Raw genomic sequence first — 18,377 nt, 5'->3', positions numbered from 1 at the left:
TCAATCACTGATTATTCAAGATTAACCGTTCACAGGCAATCGCCACCCGGCGCCGAATGGCCCGAAGATTGCCGCATGTCATTAATTTGCAAGATTCCAGGCCGCGCAAATGGCTACACTGCGCAGGTGGCGCTGGCCGGATGCCGGCGTGGATGATTGATAACAACGTGGTAGCAGGAGAGTGGCGTGCTTAGAAGAATGGGGATAAAACGCCGCGTACTGTTGCTGACCTTATTACCGACCAGCCTGATGGCGCTGTTGTTGGGCGGCTATTTCACCTGGATGCAGCTGTCGGAGTTGCAGACCCAGCTACTGCAACGCGGCGAAATGATCGCCGAGCAATTGGCACCGCTGGTGGCCCCAGCCATGGGCCACAAGGACACCGACCTGCTGGAGCGTATCGCCACCCAGTCCCTGGAACAGCCGGATGTGCGCGCCGTGTCGTTCCTGGCGCCAGACCGCTCGTCCCTGGCCCACGCCGGCCCGACCATGCTTAACCAGCCACCCACCGGCAACAGCTCGCAACTGTTACAGCGTTCCGGCAACGACGCCACCCGCTATCTACTGCCGGTGTTTGGCCGCCATCGCAACCTGGCGGGCGAGTTGATTCCCGATGAGGCCGACCGTCTGCTAGGTTGGGTGGAAGTCGAGCTGTCCCACAATGGCATGCTGTTGCGCGGCTATCGCAGCCTGTTCGCCAGCCTTCTGCTGATCGCCATCGGCCTGATGTGCACCGCCGCCCTCGCCCTGCGTATCAGCCGTACCATCAATTCGCCGATTGGCCAGATCAAGCAAGCGGTGGCGCAGCTCAAGGACGGCAACCTGGAAACACGCTTGCCACCCTTGGGCAGCCAGGAATTGGACCAACTCGCGTCTGGCATCAACCGCATGGCCGAAACCCTGCAAAATGCCCAGGAAGAGCTGCAACACAGCATCGACCAGGCCACCGAAGACGTGCGCCAGAACCTGGAAACCATTGAGATCCAGAACATCGAGCTGGACCTGGCACGCAAGGAAGCCCTGGAAGCCAGCCGTATCAAGTCGGAGTTCCTGGCCAACATGAGCCATGAGATCCGCACACCGCTCAACGGCATCCTCGGTTTTACTCACTTGCTGCAAAAAAGCGAATTGTCGCCGCGCCAGCTGGATTACCTGGGCACTATCGAAAAATCTGCGGATAACCTGCTGGGCATCATCAACGAAATCCTCGATTTCTCGAAGATTGAAGCCGGCAAACTGGTGCTCGACAGCGTGCCTTTCAATCTGCGCGACTTGCTGCAAGACACCTTGACCATCCTCGCCCCCGCCGCCCATGCCAAGCAGCTCGAACTGGTGAGCCTGGTATACCGCGACACGCCCCTGGCATTGGTGGGCGACCCGCTGCGGCTCAAGCAGATCCTGACCAACCTGATCAGCAATGCGATCAAGTTCACCCGCGAAGGCACCATTGTGGCCCGGGCAATGATCGAGGACGAGCAGGAAGACAGCGTGCAATTGCGCATCAGTGTGCAAGACACCGGCATTGGCCTGTCCAACCAGGATGTGCGCGCCCTGTTCCAGGCATTCAGCCAGGCTGACAACTCGCTGTCGCGCCAGCCCGGCGGCACCGGTTTGGGCCTGGTGATTTCCAAGCGGTTGATCGAGCAGATGGGCGGCGAAATCGGCGTCGACAGCACGCCCGGGGAAGGTTCGGAATTCTGGATCAGCCTGAACCTGCCCAAAACCCGTGACGACGTCGAAGACCTGCCCGCCGCGCCGCTATTGGGGCGTCGTGTGGCCGTGCTGGAAAACCACGAACTGGCGCGCCAGGCCCTGCAACATCAATTGGAAGACTGCGGCCTGGAAGTCACGCCGTTCAATACCCTGGAAAGCCTGACCAACGGCATCACCAGTGCGCACCAGACCGAACAGGCCATCAGCCTGGCGGTGCTCGGCGTCACCGCCAACGACATTCCGCCCGAACGCCTCAATCAACACCTGTGGGACCTGGAACACCTGGGCTGCAAGGTGCTGGTGCTGTGCCCGACCACCGAACAGATGCTGTTCAACCAATCGGTGCCCAACCCCAACAGCCAATTGCAGGCCAAGCCTGCCTGTACCCGCAAGCTGCGCCGCTCCCTGGCCGACCTGATCAGCCCGCGCCCTTCACGCAGCGAACCCGGTGAGCCGTTGTCCAGCCGTGCGCCTCGAGTACTGTGCGTGGACGACAACCCGGCCAACCTGTTGCTGGTGCAAACCCTGTTGGAAGACATGGGCGCCAAGGTGCAGGCGGTGGAGAGCGGTTACGCGGCCGTCGACGCCGTGAAGCAGGAAACTTTCGATTTGGTGTTGATGGACGTGCAAATGCCCGGCATGGATGGCCGCCAGAGCACCGAGGCGATCCGCCAGTGGGAAAGCGAGCGCCACGGCACGCCGCTGCCGGTGGTGGCCCTCACGGCCCACGCCATGGCCAACGAAAAACGCGCTCTGCTGCAAAGCGGCATGGACGACTACTTGACCAAACCCATCAGCGAACGGCAGTTGGCCCAGGTGGTATTGAAATGGACCGGCCTGGCGCTGCGTAACCAAGGCCCGGAGCGTACCCACGAAGGCGCGTCCCAGGGCGTGCAACTCTTGGTACTCGATCACGAAGAAGGCCTGCGCCTGGCCGCCAACAAGGCCGACTTGGCCGCTGATATGCTCGCCATGCTACTGGCCTCCCTGGAGGCTGATCGCCTGGCAATTACCCACGCCCGCGAAGCCAATGACAACCACGCCTTGATCGAGCGCGTGCACCGTTTGCACGGCGCCACCCGCTACTGTGGTGTTCCGCAATTACGAGCAGCCTGCCAACGCGCCGAAACCCTGCTCAAGCAGGATGACGCCAAGGCCACGGCCGCGCTGGACGAACTGGACATGGCGATTGCACGGCTAGCCAGTGAAGCCAGAGTGAGTGCCTGACCCTTTTTTCATGGGCAACGAATCAACAATGTGGGAGGGGGCAAGCCCCCTCCCACATTCAGTCAGCATTCCAATGTGTAAATTGCAGGGAGCCTTCTTAATGCGCGTCATTCTCTTCAGCAGCCAAACCTACGACCGCGAGAGTTTCCTCGGCGAACCGCTGCCGGCTGGCCTGGAACTGCAATTCCAACCCGCCCGCCTCAACCTCGATACCGTGGCCCTGGCCGAACACCACGAGGTGGTCTGCGCCTTTATCAACGACGACCTCAGCGCCCCCGTGCTGGAGCAACTGGCCAAGGGCGGCACACGCCTGATTGCCCTGCGCTCGGCGGGCTACAACCATGTCGACTTACCCGCCGCCCAGCGCCTGGGCCTGACTATCGTGCGCGTGCCCGCCTATTCGCCCCACGCGGTGGCCGAGCATGCCGTCGCCCTGATCCTGGCCCTCAACCGTCGCCTGCACCGGGCCTACAATCGTACCCGCGACGGTGATTTCAGCCTGCACGGGCTGACCGGTTTTGATCTGGTCGGCAAAACGGTCGGCGTGGTCGGCACCGGTCAGATCGGCGCGACCTTCGCCAAGATCATGGCCGGCTTCGGCTGCCAGTTGCTGGCCTACGATCCCTTCCCCAACCCACAGGTGCAGGACCTCGGGGCACGCTACGTGAGCCTGCCTGAACTGTTGGCCGAGGCGCAAATCATCAGCCTGCACTGCCCGCTGACCGCCGACAGCAAACACCTGATCAATGCCCGCTCGCTCGCGCAGATGCAAACCGGTGCGATGCTGATCAACACCGGACGTGGTGGCCTGGTCGATACGCCGGCACTGATCGAAGCGCTCAAGCTGGGCCAGTTGGGCTATCTGGGGTTGGACGTCTACGAAGAAGAAGCCCAATTGTTTTTCGAGGACCGCTCGGACCTGCCCCTGCAGGATGACGTGCTTGCCCGCCTGCTGACCTTCCCCAACGTGATCATCACCGCGCACCAGGCCTTCCTTACCCGTGAAGCCCTGGCGGCGATTGCCGGCACCACATTGGCCAACATTGCCGCGTGGGCCGATGGCCGCGCACAGAACCTGGTCGAGGGATGATCAGCGGTCACATACCAGGCTCATGATAGGCCGGCACCCGTGATAGGATGCCGCGCCTATTTGGAGGATCCATGGCCGAACACGATTTCCGCTTCAGCTTGCTGAGCCCGCAACACACCCTGATCGAATGCCGTGCCCTGGTGCCGGGCCGTTACCAGGTCACCGGCAACGGTGGTTCGATCAAACATGGCGACGTCCTGATCGTCAGCCTGCGCGGCAGTAAAACCCTGTCGATGCGACTCACCGTCGAAGGTGACGCACGCTACTCCATCCGCCCGGCGGGCCAGTGGGTCGCCATGGCCCAAGGGCCGAAGTTCGGCGAACTGGAGATTCATACCTGGAAGGTCAATTGCGACAGCTGCGACGCCGTGCTGGAGTTTGAATTCGCGGTGGAAACCAAGCTGACCAAAGCGCCGCTGCAACCGGCTGCCAACGCACGTATCAAAGAACTGGGCTGGGCCAGCGAAGGCGATAAGCACCGCTGCCCGAAATGCCAGCAGGCCGCGCAATGAAAGGCCGGCTGCTGCTCGCCGCAATCGGCCTGGGCCTGGCAGGCTGCGCCGCCGATGGCGCCAAGCTCGAGCGCGACCACAGCTACGTCGTGGAATGGATCGGTGAGCGGCCGCTGATGGACTACGCGCACCTTACCGTCACCCTAGGCACCGATGGCCGCGCCTATGGCAATGGCGGCTGCAACCACTGGTTTGCACCGTACACGGTCGAAGGCGACAAGCTCAGCTTCGGCCCGGTCGGCAGCACCCGAAAAATGTGCGCCGAGGCCCTGATGGAGCAGGAGCATCGCTTCTTCCAGGCCCTACAAGGCGTGCAGCGCTGGGACATCTCGCCGATCGAGCAGACGCGGTTCTGGCCGGCCGAAGGCAAGCCGATCCGTTTGTGGCTCGAAGAAGGCTGACCTAGGCGCACTCTCCTGTATTAACGCGGTGTCCTCTGGCTCTGTGGGAGCTGGCTTGCCTGCGATGCGGACGACGCGGTGTATCAGGTACACCGCAGCGATGCCATCGCAGCATAGGTATCTACACAACTTTGTGGGTTGTAACAGCAGACGGTAACCACGATGCGAAGCGAGTCGCTCTTGATCTTGATCTCAGGCGCCCCGTCAAACCACGCTGGCCGGAATTCGACAGGGATTTGGGGGGTAAACCGGCAGGGATGCCGGTTTAGCCGCCCCGCGCCATGGATGGCGCGTGGCGGCGGCCCCCAAATCACTGGCGGATTACGGGCACACCGAGCCTAAGCGAGGTGCCGAGTGGTGGGGCAAGAGCGTTTTGCTTACTTTTGCGCTTTTTTCAAAAGTGAGCCGCTGTCAGAGCGGAACCATCGGTGGCCGTTACCTAAATAATGGATATGTACTCGGTCAAATCCAATATCCCGGTCGGCTGGCAGGCCGCCTTCGCAGGCAAGCCAGCTCCCACATTTGGATCACCGTGCCTCAGTTAGATCAGCGTCGGCTGTCAAGCCGTCACGGGAGCAAGCTCCCTCGCCACAGGTCCAGCGTCACTCCAAAATTGTGTAGATACCCATTGCCATCGCAGACAAGCCAGCTCCCACAGTTTTAGCCTTTCAGGGCCTTGAGCTTGGCCAACACCCCTTCCGCTGTCTGCTCACCCATCAACTGCTCACGCACCTTGCCCTTGTCGTCGATGATGTAGGTCACCGGCAATGCCTCGCTGCGCGGAATCTCGAAGATTCCGTCCGGGTTCTGGGCCAGTACCGTGAACTTGATCCCCAGCTTGTCGCTGGCGGCCTTCAGTTCCTCACCCTGCACATTGTCGAAGTTGACGCCGAACACCCCGACATTCTGGCCTTTCAACTGTTCTGCCAGGGCATTGAGCTCGGGGATTTCCGTGCGGCACGGGCCACACCATTCGGCCCAGTAGTTGACCACCAGCCACTGTTTGTCCAGGCGTTCGGCCGCCACTTTCTGGCCATATTGGTCAACGCCGTAATCGTTACCGCAGCCGCTGAGCAGCAGGGTTGTGATGATCGCCAATGCACCGATCAGCCGCCTTGTCATGGGGTATTCCTTCGCAAAAATGAACGTTGGCTGCGGCCTATCGCCTCTTACGGTTTAAGGACAGGCGCCAGCGCAGGTAGAATACCCGCCACCTTACGCAAGATGCGACCCGCACATGACCGATCTGACGCTTTATCACAACCCGCGCTGCTCGAAATCCCGCGGTGCGCTGGAACTGCTGGAAGCCCGCGGCCTCAACCCGACCGTCGTGCGCTACCTGGAAACCCCGCTGGATGCCGCGCAAATCGAGGCCCTGCTGAAAAAACTGGGGATCAGCGCACGCCAACTGCTGCGCACCGGCGAAGACGAATACAAAACCCTGAACCTGGCCGACGCCAGCCTCAGCGATACCCAACTGATCGCCGCCATCGCAGCCCATCCCAAGCTGATGGAACGCCCGATCCTGGAAACCGCCGACAAAGCCATCATTGGCCGCCCGCCCGAGAACGTGCTGGAGATCCTGCCGTGACTACGCCCTATGTGCTGGTGTTGTACTACAGCCGCAACGGCTCGGTGAGCGAGATGGCCCGACAGATTGCCCGCGGTATCGAGCAAGGCGGCATGGAAGCGCGGTTGCGCACCGTGCCGGCGATTTCCACCGAGTGCGAAGCGGTGGCGCCGAGCATTCCCGACGAAGGCGCGCTGTATGCCAGCCTGGACGACCTGAAGCACTGCTCGGGCCTGGCCCTGGGCAGCCCGACCCGGTTCGGCAACATGGCCGCGCCGCTCAAGTACTTCCTCGATGGCACCAGCAACCTGTGGCTCACCGGCGCTCTGGTCGGCAAGCCGGCCGGCGTGTTCACCTCCACCGCCAGCCTGCATGGCGGCCAGGAAACCACGCTGATGTCGATGCTGCTGCCGCTGCTGCACCACGGCATGCTGATCACCGGCCTGCCCTACAGCGAGCAGGCGCTGCTCGACACCCAGGGCGGCGGTACGCCGTATGGCGCCAGCCACCATTCCGGGCCAGACGGCAAGCGTATGCTCGATCAACATGAAATCACCTTGTGCCGGGCCTTGGGCCTGCGCCTGGCCAAGACCGCCACGCTGTTGGAGAACGGCCGTGGCCAGGAAGCCTAAGGTCCTGCCGCCACGGGAGTGGCTGGAGCCGCGGGTCAAGGTGGCACGCGCGCTGAGCCTGCTGGCGTTTTTGGGCCTGGTGGGCTTGTTGTGCGCGTACTACCTGTTTGTCGCCGACCTGCATGGGGCGCGCCCGTGGGTCATCCTGCTGATCGAACTGGTGCCGCTGCTGATACTTGCGCCAGGCATGCTGATGGGCAGCGCACGCGGGCATTCGTGGATGTGCTTTGCGGTGAACCTGTATTTCATCAAGGGCGCGCTGGCGGCGTATGACCCGAACCGCCAGTGGTTTGGTGTGCTGGAGATGCTGGCGAGCCTGGCGGTGTTTTGCACGGCGTTGCTGTACGTGCGTTGGCGGCATCAATTTAACCGGCGCCTGGCTGCTGATTTAAACCAGACTTGAAGTCCGTTATCGCAGGCAAGCCAGCTCCCACATTTGATAAGCGACGCGGTCTAAAGGTGGGAGCTGGCTTGCCTGCGATGGCATCACCGCGGTCTCAATGATTCACCGTGTAGGCCAACATCATCGACAGCTGACACATCGGCCGCCCACTCTCGGCATGCCACTGGTTGAAGGCACCCTGCACCGTCGCCAAATCGCGCAGGCTGGTCGGGGCCTTGTCGACGATCTTCTGCGCATTCAACGCTGCCACCACGTCATCGCTCGGTACAAAGGTGTCCTTGCCGACCATGCGCAGGAAGCGAGGCGCCGACAGGCCGCCCAACTGGTGGCCGTGCTTGCTCAGGTACTTCCAGAGCCCGACGATATCGGTCACCGGCCAATCAGCGATAAACGCGCCGAAGCTGCCTTTCTCCTGCTCGATATCCAGGATCATCTGCGCGTTGCGCGGCACACTCTTGAGCTTGCCCAGGTGGCGGATGATGCGGGTGTCCTGCATCAGTCGTTCCAGGTGCTCGGCACCCATCAGCACGACTTTTTCCGGGTCGAAGCCAAAGAACACCTGCTCGAACGCCGGCCATTTGGCATCGACCACGCTGTGCTTCAAACCGGCGCGGAACACTCGCAGCGCCAAGGTCGACAGGTAACGGTCATCCGTTATCTTGCGCAATTGCGCCGGGGTCTTGGGCACCGGCAGATGGGCTTCCAGCTTGGCCGCCGAACCGAAGCGGTTCAGACAATATTCGTGCAGCCACTTGTAATCGCGCATGCCCTCTCCTGTCAGTCGAATTGAAAACGGCGCCCGCAAGCGCCGTGTACTAGAGCCTCGAGAAGACTCAGAGGTTCACTACATTGACGAAACGCGATGCGGCGGTCTCATCGATTTTCAAGCTGGTGAAGTCGAACAGGTTGCGGTCGGCCAATTGCGACGGGATCACGTTTTGCAGGCTGCGGAAGATACTTTCGGTACGCCCAGGGGTCTTGCGCTCCCAGTCCACCAGCATCTCCTTGACCACCTGGCGCTGCAGGTTTTCCTGGGAGCCGCACAGGTTGCACGGGATGATCGGGAATTGCTTGAAATCGGAGTAAGCCTGGATGTCCTTCTCGTTGCAATACGCCAGCGGGCGGATCACTACGTTGCGCCCATCATCGGCACGCAGCTTGGGCGGCATGGCCTTGAGCGAGCCGTTGAAGAACATATTGAGGAAGAAGGTTTCGACGATGTCATCGCGGTGATGACCCAGGGCCATCTTGGTCGCGCCGATCTCATCGGCAAAGGTATAGAGCGTGCCACGGCGCAGGCGCGAGCACAGCGAGCAGGTGGTCTTGCCTTCCGGGATCAATTCCTTGACCACCGAGTAGGTGTCTTTCTCGACAATGTGGTACTCGACGCCCAGTTCTTTCAGATAGGCCGGCAGCACATGCTCAGGGAAACCGGGTTGCTTCTGGTCCATGTTGACCGCCACGATCTCGAACTTGATCGGCGCGACCTTTTGCAGGTGCAGCAACACGTCGAGCATGGTGTAGCTGTCTTTGCCGCCGGAGAGGCAGACCATGACCTTGTCGCCGTCCTCGATCATGTTGAAATCGGCGACCGCTTCACCGGCCAGGCGACGCAGGCGTTTTTGCAGTTTGTTCTGGTTGACTGTAAGAGTGCCCATGGCGCTTGGATCCGCAAAGGTGTGTGACGAAAAGCGCAGCATTTTACCGGCAAGACTGGCCGAGTTCCAATGTGGGAGTTGGATGGCATGAGTCCAGACAGACCACAGCGCGATTAGCACCCCTGTTTACAGCGCAATTTGCTCTAAAGGCCCTACGGTTATTCCGGTCATCCCTTTCTATACTGCAACTTGAGGTCGCACATCTATCCAGACCTTTCAGGCCATATGGCCCGTGGGCGCTCCGATGGGGGGCGATGGTAATAACGACAGGAGTGACTGGCATGATCCATCACGTCGTGGGGCTGTTTACCCATCCCGACCAGGAATGGCGGGAAATTCGTGGCGATAAAGAAGAAAGCATCAGCCACATGTACCTCACTCATACCCTGATTCTCGCGGCGATCCCCGCCATTTCCGCCTTTATTGGCACCACTCAAGTCGGCTGGGTCATCGGCAACCGTGCCCCGGTGATGCTGACCCAGGAAAGCGCGCTGTGGATGACTCTCATGTCCTACGCGGCCATGCTGTGCGGCGTGGCGGTGATGGGCGCGTTCATTCACTGGATGGCCCGCACCTACGACGCCAGCCCAAGCATGGCCCGCTGCGTGGCGTTTGCCACTTATACCGCCACACCCTTGTTTATCGGCGGGCTGGCGGCGCTCTACCCGCATATGTGGCTGGGCATGGTCGTGGGCACGGCGGCGATCTGCTACACGGTGTACCTGCTGTATGTGGGGCTGCCGACCTTCATGAGTATCGACCCGGATGAAGGCTTCCTGTTTTCCAGCTCGGTATTGGCCGTCGGCCTGGTGGTGCTGGTAGCGATCATGGCCTTTACCGTGATCGTCTGGGGCCTGGGCGTCGGGCCGATCTACACCAGTTGAACGAAAAACCCCGCAGGCAAGGCCACCGCAAGGTGGCTTTGTGCGTTATGCATGACCATTCGGCGCCTGACAGATTCGGAAACACCCAGCTTTGCGGCATACTGGGCGTCTCTGGAGATATGTACAGCATGCCCGAGCAACTCAATACCCGCGTCGAAGATTGTTTCCTGCAAGCCGAATCCTTTTTCAAACGAAGCTTCAAACGCCCCCAGGTCAGCCTCAAGCTGCGGGGCCAGAAAGCCGGTGTCGCGCATTTGCACGAGAACCTGCTGCGCTTCAACCCTCAGTTGTACCGTGAAAACAGCCAACACTTTCTCAAGCAAACCGTGGCGCACGAAGTGGCACACCTGATTGCCCACCAGTTGTTTGGCGAGCGTATCCAGCCCCATGGCGAGGAATGGCAGTTGATCATGCGCGGGGTTTACGAGCTGCCGCCCGACCGTTGCCATACCTACGAGGTCAAGCGCCGGCAAGTGACTCGCTATATTTACCACTGCCCGTGTGCGGACAGTGATTTTCCGTTTTCACCGCAGCGCCATGGGCTGGTGAACCAGGGGCGGCGGTATTTGTGTCGGCGGTGTCGGCAGACGCTGGTGTTCACCGGGGAAACTCGGGTGGAATGAGGGCCTCTTCGCAGGCCAGCCAGCTCCCACATTTGGATCTGTGAACACAATCCGAAATGTGGGAGCTGGCTTGCCTGCGAAAGCGTCGGCTCAGTCAACCTACAACCTTGGCCTGCCGCAATTGCTCTATCCGCTCAATACCGAACCCCAACTCCGCCAGCACCTCATCACTGTGCGCCCCCACCGCCACTCCAATATGCCTGGGCGCCGGCAACCCCTCGGAGAATTTCAGCGGGCAGGCCAATTGCGCTTGTGTCGAGCCATCACCCCGGGGCACCTGGCTGACCAGCTCCCGCGCCTTCAACTGGGGATGCTCCACCGCTTCGCTCAGACTCAACACCGGCTCAACACAGGCATCCACCCCGGCAAACAACTCACACAACTGGTCAAAACTGCGCTTCTCGAACTCCACCTGCAACGCCTGCTTGAGCACGCCTTGCCGCTCGGGCGTCACGCTGTGCGCCGCCAGTTCCGAGCGCCCCAAGGCCGCGCACAGCTGCTGCATAAACCCCGGCTCCAAACTGCCCACCGACATCCAGCGCCCATCGCGTGTGCGGTAGTAGTCATAGAAACTCCCGCCATTGAGCACATGGTTCTCCCACCCAGGCTCGACCCCGCAAGCCAGGTAACCGGCCCCAGCCATGGCGTTCAGGCTGAACGAGCAATCGGTCATGCTCACATCCAGGTATTGCCCCACCCCGCTTTGCTGCCTGGCAATCACCGCCGCCAGCAAGCCCACCACGGCATGCAGCGAACCGCCCGCCACATCCGCCAGTTGTACGCCCAGGGGCAACGGGCCGGTGTCCTGGCGCCCGGTATGGCTGGCGACGCCGGCCAACGCCAGGTAGTTGATATCGTGCCCGGCGCGGTCCTTATAGGGGCCGGTCTGGCCGTAGCCGGTGATCGACACATAGATCAGCCGCGGGTTGATCGCCTTCAGCGCCTCATAGCCCAGGCCCAGGCGCTCCATGACACCGGGGCGGAACTGCTCGAGCAGGATGTCATGGCCCTTGACCAACTCACGCACAATCTCCAGCGCCTCGGCCTGCTTGAGGTCCAGGGCCAAACTGCGCTTGTTGCGATTGAGGTAGGCGTGGCTGGCCGAGGTGCCACGATCATGGGGCGGCAACACACGCAACAGGTCCGTCCGCGTGTGCGATTCGATACGCAGCACCTCGGCGCCCATGTCCGCCAGCATCAGGGAGGCAAACGGGCCGGGCAGCAAGGTGGAAAAATCCAACACTTTAAGGGACGCCAAGGGACCTGACATGGGGGCTCCAGTTGGGTTGCGAATACTCACAGACTAGGCAGACGGGCGCCTGCCGGCAATCGTCAGAACGATCAACCACAGTGACCGTTTTGATCACGGCGGGCTTTTTCGCGGCGGCGGCTTTATCATTGGCCGACGTTTGTTGGCAGAGTCTTCCATGAAGTTCGCGATTGCACTGTATAGCGCCGCCCACGCGCCCTCCTCGCGCCGCGCCCTGTTGTTCGCACAGGCGACGCTGGCCGGCGGGCATGAGATCGTGCGGCTGTTTTTCTACCAGGACGGCGTGTACAGCGCGTCCAATAACATCGTCGCGCCCCAGGATGAGCAAGACATTGCGCGCCAATGGCGCGAGTTTGTCAGCCAGCACCAGCTCGACGGCGTGGTGTGCATCGCCGCCGCGCTGCGCCGGGGTGTGCTTAATGCCGAGGAAGCTGCGCGTTACCAACGCAGCGCGATCAACCTGGAAGCACCCTGGGCGTTGTCGGGCCTGGGTCAATTGCATGACGCGATCCAGGACGCCGACCGCCTGATCTGTTTTGGAGGGCCGTGACATGTCCAGATCCTTGTTGGTGATCAGCCGCCAGGCCCCGTGGTCCGGGCCAAGTGCGCGCGAAGCACTGGATATCGTGCTGGCCGGCGGCGCGTTCGATCTGCCCATTGGCCTGCTGTTCCTGGATGACGGTGTGTTCCAACTGGCGCCGAACCAAGCCGCCAAGGCCGTGCAACAGAAAGACCTGAGTGCCAACCTACAGGCCCTGGGCCTATTCGGCATTGATGACGTGTTCGCGTGTAGCCATAGCCTGTCCGCACGCGGGCTGCCGCCGCCCGCCCACGCGCAGGCGCTCGACAGCCAAGCCATTTCCCAGCTGATTGACCGTTACGACCAGGTGATTACCCTCTGATGTCGACTCTACATGTGGTGTCTCATTCCCCGTTTACTGACAGCCGCCTCGACAGCTGCCTGCGCATCTGTGGCGCCGAGGACGCAATCCTTTTGTGTGGTGACGGAGCCTACGGCCTGCACACGCCCGCCCTGCAAACCAAAGGCGTAAAGGTGTTTGTGCTGGCCGAAGACATGCAGGCACGCAACCTGCCGCTGCCCGACTGGGCTGACAGCGTCGATTACCCAGGCTTCGTGCAACTGTCGATCGACTACGACAAGGCCAACACCTGGCTATGAACACCTTGACCGTCGGCGCACGCACCCTGGAACTGGATAAGGACGGCTACCTCGTCGACCTCAACGACTGGTCCGATGAAGTGGCGAATGCCCTGGCCGCTGCCGAAGCCTTGGAACTGACCCCGGCACACTGGGAAATCCTCACCCTGCTGCGCCAGTTCTACACCGAGTTCCAGCTGTCCCCCGCCACGCGCCCGCTGATCAAGTACACCGCCTTGAAGCTGGGCCCGGAAAAGGGCAACAGCCTGCACCTCAACAAACTGTTCAACGGCACTCCCGCCAAACTCGCCGCCAAGCTGGCGGGCCTGCCCAGGCCGACGAATTGCTTATGACCGACTTTGCCCCCCTGACTCTCGTAACACCCCAAGAGCACCCCTTTGCGCAGTTCGTGCGCATCCTCGGCAAAGGCAAGCGTGGCGCGCGCAACCTCACCCGCGAGGAAGCGCGGGAAGCCATGGGCATGCTGCTCGACGAAAAGGTAGAGGACACCCAGCTCGGCGCCTTCCTGATGCTGCTGCGCCACAAGGAAGAAAGCCCGGAAGAACTCGCGGGCTTCACGGAAGCCGTACGTGAGCGCCTGCACGCGCCAGCGCTGAACGTCGATATCGACTGGCCGACCTACGCCGGTAAAAAGCGCCACCTGCCGTGGTTCCTGCTGGCAGCCAAATGCCTGGCACAGAATGGCGTGCGCATCCTGATGCACGGCGGCGGCGCCCACACTGCGGGGCGCTTGTACACCGAGCAATTGCTGGACGGCTTGCAGATCCCGCTGTGCCGCGATTGGCAACAGGTCGAGAGCGCCTTTGCCCACGGCAACCTGGCATTTATCCCGTTGGGTGATTGGGCGCCACAGCTGCAACGCATGATCGATCTGCGCAACACCTTGGGCCTGCGTTCGCCTATCCATTCGCTGGCGCGCCTGCTCAACCCGCTGAATGCGCGCTGTGGCCTGCAAAGCATTTTCCACCCCGGTTACCAGGGCGTGCATCGTGATGCCAGTGGCTTGCTGGGTGACAACGTGATTGTGGTCAAGGGCGACGGCGGCGAGATCGAGATCAACCCCGACACCCTCAGTCACCTGTACGGCACCACCGGCGGCCAGAGCTGGGACGAAGAGTGGCCCGCCCTTTCCGTCCAGCGCCACGTCAAGCCAGCAACGCTTGAGCCCGAGCACCTAAAAGCACTGTGGCGCGGCGACGTTGAGGACAGCTACCCGCAACTGGCGTTGATCGCCACCATGGCGTTGGCCCTGCGCGGCCTTGGTCACCCGCGGCAGCAGGCGTTCGAGTTGGCCCAGCAGTACTGGGACGCACGGAATAAATCGATTTAATCGATCATTCACGCCGGTTCTTTGCGCTTTTAGTTCGAACTCATCCCTTTAGACTGGGCTCCAACGCTTATCAGCCAAGGAGCCAGTCATGGGTTTATTGATCGAAGGACAGTGGAAAGACCAGTGGTACGAAAGTAGCGCCGATGGCGCTTTCCAACGGGAACAGGCACAACGCCGCAACTGGGTGACCGCCGATGGCGCGCCAGGCCCGAGTGGTGACGGCGGCTTCAAGGCCGAGGCCGGTCGCTATCACCTCTATGTATCCCTCGCCTGCCCGTGGGCGCACCGCACCTTGATTCTGCGCAAGCTCAAGGGCCTGGAAAGCCTGATCGACGTCTCGGTGGTCAGTTGGCTGATGCTGGAAAACGGCTGGACCTTCGACAAGGCCCACGGCTCCAGCGGCGACAAACTGGACGGTTTCAACTTCATGCACCAACGCTACACCGCCGATACCGCCGACTATACCGGGCGCGTGACCGTGCCGGTGCTGTGGGACAAAAAGCTCAAGCGCATCGTCAGCAATGAGTCGGCGGAGATCATCCGCATGTTCAACAGTGCGTTCAATGCGCTGACCGGCAACACCCTGGATTTCTACCCCCAAGCCCTGCATTCGACCATCGACAGCCTCAACGAACGCATCTACCCCGCTGTAAACAACGGTGTGTACCGCGCAGGTTTCGCCACCTCACAACAGGCGTATGAAAGTGCGTTTGATGATGTGTTTGCCGAGCTGGATCATTTGGAACAGCACCTGGGCAGCCATCGCTATCTGGCCGGCGAGTACCTGACCGAAGCCGATGTGCGGCTGTTCACCACGCTGATTCGTTTTGATGCGGTGTACTACAGCCACTTCAAATGCAACCTGCGGCGGATTGCCGACTATGGGAATTTGTCGAACTGGCTGCGGGAGATGTATCAGTGGCCAGGCGTGGCCGAGACGGTGGATTTCGAGCATATCAAGGGGCATTACTATGCCAGCCATCGCACGATCAACCCGACGGGGATTGTGCCTAAGGGGCCGTTGCAGGGGTTTGATACGGAGCATGATCGGGTGCGGCTGCCGGGTAAAGGTGTCTTTGGCTGATAACTCTTGTGGCGAGGGAGCTTGCTCCCGCTGGGCTGCGTAGCGGCCCCAAAATCTTGGGAGCGCTTCGCACTCCAACGGGAGCAAGCTCCCTCGCCACAGGAGCCGGTTCAGACTTGGGACTGAGCGCCCTCGAACCACTTGAGCTTCTCACGCAACACCACCACCTCACCCACGATCACCAATGTCGGCGCATGCACTTCATGCTCCGCCACCATGCGCGGCAGGTCGGCCAGGGTGCCGGTGAACACGCGCTGGTTGGACGTGGTGCCCTGCTGGATCAGCGCTGCTGGGGTATCCGACGCGCGCCCGTGCTTGATCAACTGCTCGCAAATGATCGGCAAGCCAATCAAGCCCATGTAGAACACCAGGGTCTGTGAGGGGCCGACCAGGTCTTGCCAAGGCAAGTCCGAGGTACCGTTCTTCAAGTGCCCGGTAATAAACCGTACCGACTGGGCATAGTCGCGGTGAGTCAGCGGAATCCCGGCATAAGCCGCACAACCACTGGCTGCCGTAATACCCGGCACCACCTGGAACGGGATGCCGTGGGCCGCCAACTCTTCGATCTCTTCGCCACCACGACCAAAGATGAACGGGTCCCCCCCCTTGAGGCGCAGCACGCGCTTGCCTTGCTTGGCCAGGTCTACCAGTTGCTGGTTGATCTGGTCCTGGGGCACCGCGTGATCGGCGCGACGCTTGCCGACGTACACGCGCTCGGCATCACGACGGCACAGTTCCAAAATCGCCGGCGCCACCAAACGGTCGTACAGCACCACGTCGGCTTGCTGCATCAGGCGCAATGCGCGAAAGGTCAGCAAATCCGGGTCGCCTGGGCCCGCACCTACCAGGTAAACCTCACCGGGCGCGTAAGGCGGCGCGCCGTTGACCTTTTCGATCAACAGGCGCTCGGCCTCCTCGCCCTGCCCGGCCAACTGGCGGTCGGCAATCGGGCCCTGGAACACTTCTTCCCAGAACGCCCGGCGTTGCTGCACATCCGGGTACAAACCTTTGACCTGAGCCCGAAAACGCGCGGCCAGCCCAGCCAATTGACCGTAGGTCGAGGGAATCCAGGTTTCCAGCTTGGCGCGGATCAGCCGTGCCAGTACCGGCGCGTCACCGCCGCTGGAGACGGCAATCACCAAGGGTGAACGGTCGACAATCGCCGGGAAGATCACGCTGCACAACGCTGGCGCGTCCACCACATTGACCGGCACGCAGCGACGCTTGGCATCACTGGATACTTGCGCATTCAGTGGCTCATCGTCGGTGGCCGCGATAATCAGGGTGCAACCGTCCAGGTCGGCCTCCTGATAACCGCGCAACATCAGTTCCCCGCCACTGCCCAGCACCAGCTCACGCAGCTGGCTTTCGATCTGGGGAGCAACCACCCGCAACACCGCGCCGGCGTCGGCCAGCAGCCGGGATTTGCGCAAGGCAATCTCCCCACCACCGACGACCAACACACGACTGCCGCGCAGGTTATGAAACAGCGGCAGAAATTCCATTTAGCGGATGACCTCAACGCCCGCCATGTACGGCTTGAGCACCTCAGGTACACGGATCGAACCGTCCGCCTGCTGGTAGTTTTCCAGCACGGCCACCAGGGTACGGCCTACGGCCAGGCCCGAACCGTTGAGAGTGTGTACCAGCTCCGGCTTGCCGGTTTCCGGGTTGCGGAAACGCGCCTGCATGCGACGGGCCTGGAAGTCACCGCAGTTGGAGCACGACGAAATCTCGCGGTATTTGTCCTGGCTCGGCACCCACACTTCCAGGTCGTAGGTCTTCACGGCGCTGAAGCCCATGTCGCCCGTGCACAGGGCCAGTACGCGGTAAGGCAGCTCCAGCAACTGCAGCACACGCTCGGCGTTGGCAGTCAGGCCTTCCAGGGCTTCCATGGAGGTCGACGGCTCTACTACCTGGACCATTTCAACCTTGTCGAACTGATGCTGGCGGATCATGCCACGGGTGTCGCGACCCGACGCGCCGGCTTCGCTACGGAAGCACGGGCTGTGAGCAACCAGCTTCAACGGCAGTTGCTTGGCGTCGAGGATTTCGCCGGCGACGATATTGGTCAGCGACACTTCGGCCGTCGGGATCAGGTACAGATCGGCTTCGCCGTCGCGGCTGATCTTGAACAGGTCTTCTTCGAATTTCGGCAGTTGGCTGGTGCCCATCAACGCCGGCGCTTGAACCAGGTACGGGGTGTAGGCTTCTTCGTAACCGTGTTCGCCGGTGTGCAGGTTGATCATGAACTGCGCCAGTGCACGGTGCATGCGCGCAATCGGGCCGCGCAGCAAGGCAAAGCGTGCGCCGGACATTTTTGCCGCGGTTTCAAAATCCAGGCCACCGGTCAATTCGCCCAGGGCGACGTGGTCCTTGATCTCGAAATCGAAGGCTTTGGGCGTGCCCCAGCGGCGCACTTCGACGTTGCCGTCTTCATCTTCGCCGACCGGCACAGATTCGTGGGGCAGGTTCGGAATGCCCAGCAGGATCGAATCCAATTGGGTCTGAATGCCTTCCAGCTCGATTTTGCCGTCGGACAGCTCAGTGCCCATGCGCTCGACATCCGCCATCAACGGCGCGATGTCTTCACCGCGCTGCTTGGCCTGGCCGATGGACTTGGAGCGCGCATTACGTTCAGCCTGCAGTGCTTCGGTGCGGGTCTGGACGGTCTTGCGCTGTTCTTCCAGCGCTTCGATGCGCGCAACATCCAAGGCAAAGCCACGGGATGCCAGGCGGTCCGCTACGTCCTGAAGGTTGCTACGTAACAGTTTGGAATCGAGCATGTCGGTCTCTCGTT

At 61.4% G+C, this 18,377-nt stretch carries 21 protein-coding genes; 15 read left to right on the top strand and 6 right to left on the bottom strand.

Annotated features, from left to right (window positions below; genetic code table 11):
• Positions 1-186 precede the first annotated feature (186 nt).
• From JJD66_RS13860 to JJD66_RS13845, 4 genes are all read left to right on the top strand, one after another.
• Positions 187-2,940 (top strand): response regulator, encoded by a 2,754-nt coding sequence (locus JJD66_RS13860; RefSeq protein WP_200648389.1) that lies wholly within the window; start codon positions 187-189, stop codon positions 2,938-2,940.
• Positions 2,941-3,040: 100 nt separating this feature from the next.
• Entirely contained in the window at positions 3,041-4,030 is a 990-nt protein-coding gene (locus JJD66_RS13855; RefSeq protein ID WP_200648388.1) for a 2-hydroxyacid dehydrogenase, read from the top strand.
• A 71-nt stretch (positions 4,031-4,101) separates the two neighbouring features.
• Positions 4,102-4,542: a hypothetical protein gene (locus tag JJD66_RS13850; RefSeq protein ID WP_003192054.1), complete on the top strand. Its 441-nt coding sequence runs from the start codon at positions 4,102-4,104 to the stop codon at positions 4,540-4,542.
• Complete coding sequence (locus tag JJD66_RS13845) at positions 4,539-4,943, top strand: META domain-containing protein (protein WP_105227148.1); 405 nt, start codon at positions 4,539-4,541, stop codon at positions 4,941-4,943. The genes JJD66_RS13850 and JJD66_RS13845 overlap by 4 nt, the downstream gene beginning before the upstream one ends.
• Before the next feature lie 660 nt (positions 4,944-5,603).
• Here the strand turns inward: JJD66_RS13845 and JJD66_RS13840 are convergent.
• Positions 5,604-6,065 carry a TlpA disulfide reductase family protein gene (locus tag JJD66_RS13840; RefSeq protein ID WP_003192057.1) on the bottom strand — a complete coding sequence of 154 codons (462 nt, stop codon included), beginning with the start codon at positions 6,063-6,065 and terminating at the stop codon, positions 5,604-5,606.
• Positions 6,066-6,180: 115 nt separating this feature from the next.
• Between JJD66_RS13840 and arsC the strand changes: the two genes are divergently transcribed.
• The 3 genes from arsC to JJD66_RS13825 are packed head-to-tail and all read left to right on the top strand — an operon-like array spanning position 6,181 to position 7,548.
• Positions 6,181-6,534, top strand: a complete 354-nt coding sequence (gene arsC / locus JJD66_RS13835) for an arsenate reductase (glutaredoxin) (protein ID WP_198716323.1) — start codon at positions 6,181-6,183, stop codon at positions 6,532-6,534.
• Complete coding sequence (gene wrbA / locus JJD66_RS13830) at positions 6,531-7,145, top strand: NAD(P)H:quinone oxidoreductase (protein ID WP_014718885.1); 615 nt, start codon at positions 6,531-6,533, stop codon at positions 7,143-7,145. Before arsC ends, wrbA begins: the two co-directional genes overlap by 4 nt.
• The gene (locus JJD66_RS13825; RefSeq protein ID WP_200648387.1) at positions 7,129-7,548 is read left to right on the top strand and encodes a DUF2069 domain-containing protein; all 420 of its coding nucleotides are present in this window, start codon (positions 7,129-7,131) and stop codon (positions 7,546-7,548) included. The genes wrbA and JJD66_RS13825 overlap by 17 nt, the downstream gene beginning before the upstream one ends.
• 94 nt (positions 7,549-7,642) lie before the next feature.
• Here the strand turns inward: JJD66_RS13825 and JJD66_RS13820 are convergent, their stop codons facing one another.
• Positions 7,643-8,314 carry a DNA-3-methyladenine glycosylase I gene (locus tag JJD66_RS13820; protein WP_034127867.1) on the bottom strand — a complete coding sequence of 224 codons (672 nt, stop codon included), beginning with the start codon at positions 8,312-8,314 and terminating at the stop codon, positions 7,643-7,645.
• A gap of 67 nt (positions 8,315-8,381) precedes the next feature.
• A complete protein-coding gene (gene ttcA / locus JJD66_RS13815; protein WP_014718888.1) occupies positions 8,382-9,206 on the bottom strand; it encodes a tRNA 2-thiocytidine(32) synthetase TtcA in 825 nt (274 codons plus the stop codon).
• Between the two features lie 281 nt (positions 9,207-9,487).
• On the opposite strand from ttcA, the gene JJD66_RS13810 reads away from it, so the two are divergent.
• Positions 9,488-10,090, top strand: coding sequence for a Yip1 family protein (locus JJD66_RS13810; RefSeq protein ID WP_014718889.1), 603 nt, complete (start codon positions 9,488-9,490; stop codon positions 10,088-10,090).
• 128 nt (positions 10,091-10,218) lie between these two features.
• Positions 10,219-10,713, top strand: coding sequence for a SprT family zinc-dependent metalloprotease (locus JJD66_RS13805; RefSeq protein ID WP_200648386.1), 495 nt, complete (start codon positions 10,219-10,221; stop codon positions 10,711-10,713).
• 94 nt (positions 10,714-10,807) lie between these two features.
• On the opposite strand, the gene JJD66_RS13800 is transcribed toward JJD66_RS13805, so the two are convergent.
• The gene (locus JJD66_RS13800; protein ID WP_200648385.1) at positions 10,808-11,983 is read right to left on the bottom strand and encodes a CaiB/BaiF CoA transferase family protein; all 1,176 of its coding nucleotides are present in this window, start codon (positions 11,981-11,983) and stop codon (positions 10,808-10,810) included.
• 157 nt (positions 11,984-12,140) lie between these two features.
• Here JJD66_RS13800 and tusD point away from each other — a divergent pair, with 157 nt between their 5' ends.
• The 6 genes from tusD to JJD66_RS13770 all read left to right on the top strand — a co-directional run bounded on the left by tusD (position 12,141) and on the right by JJD66_RS13770 (position 15,577).
• On the top strand, positions 12,141-12,533 hold the full coding sequence (gene tusD / locus JJD66_RS13795; RefSeq protein ID WP_105227153.1) for a sulfurtransferase complex subunit TusD: 393 nt from the start codon (positions 12,141-12,143) through the stop codon (positions 12,531-12,533).
• Between the two features lies 1 nt (position 12,534).
• On the top strand, positions 12,535-12,885 hold the full coding sequence (gene tusC / locus JJD66_RS13790) for a sulfurtransferase complex subunit TusC (RefSeq protein ID WP_105227154.1): 351 nt from the start codon (positions 12,535-12,537) through the stop codon (positions 12,883-12,885).
• Entirely contained in the window at positions 12,885-13,163 is a 279-nt protein-coding gene (tusB, locus tag JJD66_RS13785; RefSeq protein WP_200648384.1) for a sulfurtransferase complex subunit TusB, read from the top strand. Before tusC ends, tusB begins: the two co-directional genes overlap by 1 nt.
• Positions 13,160-13,495, top strand: coding sequence for a TusE/DsrC/DsvC family sulfur relay protein (locus JJD66_RS13780; RefSeq protein WP_014718893.1), 336 nt, complete (start codon positions 13,160-13,162; stop codon positions 13,493-13,495). Before tusB ends, JJD66_RS13780 begins: the two co-directional genes overlap by 4 nt.
• Positions 13,492-14,493, top strand: a complete 1,002-nt coding sequence (locus tag JJD66_RS13775; RefSeq protein WP_200648383.1) for a glycosyl transferase family protein — start codon at positions 13,492-13,494, stop codon at positions 14,491-14,493. Before JJD66_RS13780 ends, JJD66_RS13775 begins: the two co-directional genes overlap by 4 nt.
• A gap of 88 nt (positions 14,494-14,581) precedes the next feature.
• The gene (locus JJD66_RS13770; protein ID WP_200648382.1) at positions 14,582-15,577 is read left to right on the top strand and encodes a glutathione S-transferase family protein; all 996 of its coding nucleotides are present in this window, start codon (positions 14,582-14,584) and stop codon (positions 15,575-15,577) included.
• Between the two features lie 110 nt (positions 15,578-15,687).
• On the opposite strand, the gene cysG is transcribed toward JJD66_RS13770, so the two are convergent.
• The gene (gene cysG, locus JJD66_RS13765) at positions 15,688-17,082 is read right to left on the bottom strand and encodes a siroheme synthase CysG (protein ID WP_054898296.1); all 1,395 of its coding nucleotides are present in this window, start codon (positions 17,080-17,082) and stop codon (positions 15,688-15,690) included.
• Entirely contained in the window at positions 17,083-18,363 is a 1,281-nt protein-coding gene (serS, locus tag JJD66_RS13760) for a serine--tRNA ligase (protein WP_032896683.1), read from the bottom strand.
• Positions 18,364-18,377 lie beyond the last annotated feature (14 nt).

Origin of the sequence: Pseudomonas sp. MF6751, from assembly GCF_016613265.1 — a bacterium.
Lineage (GTDB): Bacteria > Pseudomonadota > Gammaproteobacteria > Pseudomonadales > Pseudomonadaceae > Aquipseudomonas > Aquipseudomonas fluorescens_BV.
The sequence above is the reverse complement of the archived record's forward strand: the minus strand, read 5'-3'. Positions and strand labels throughout refer to the sequence as shown.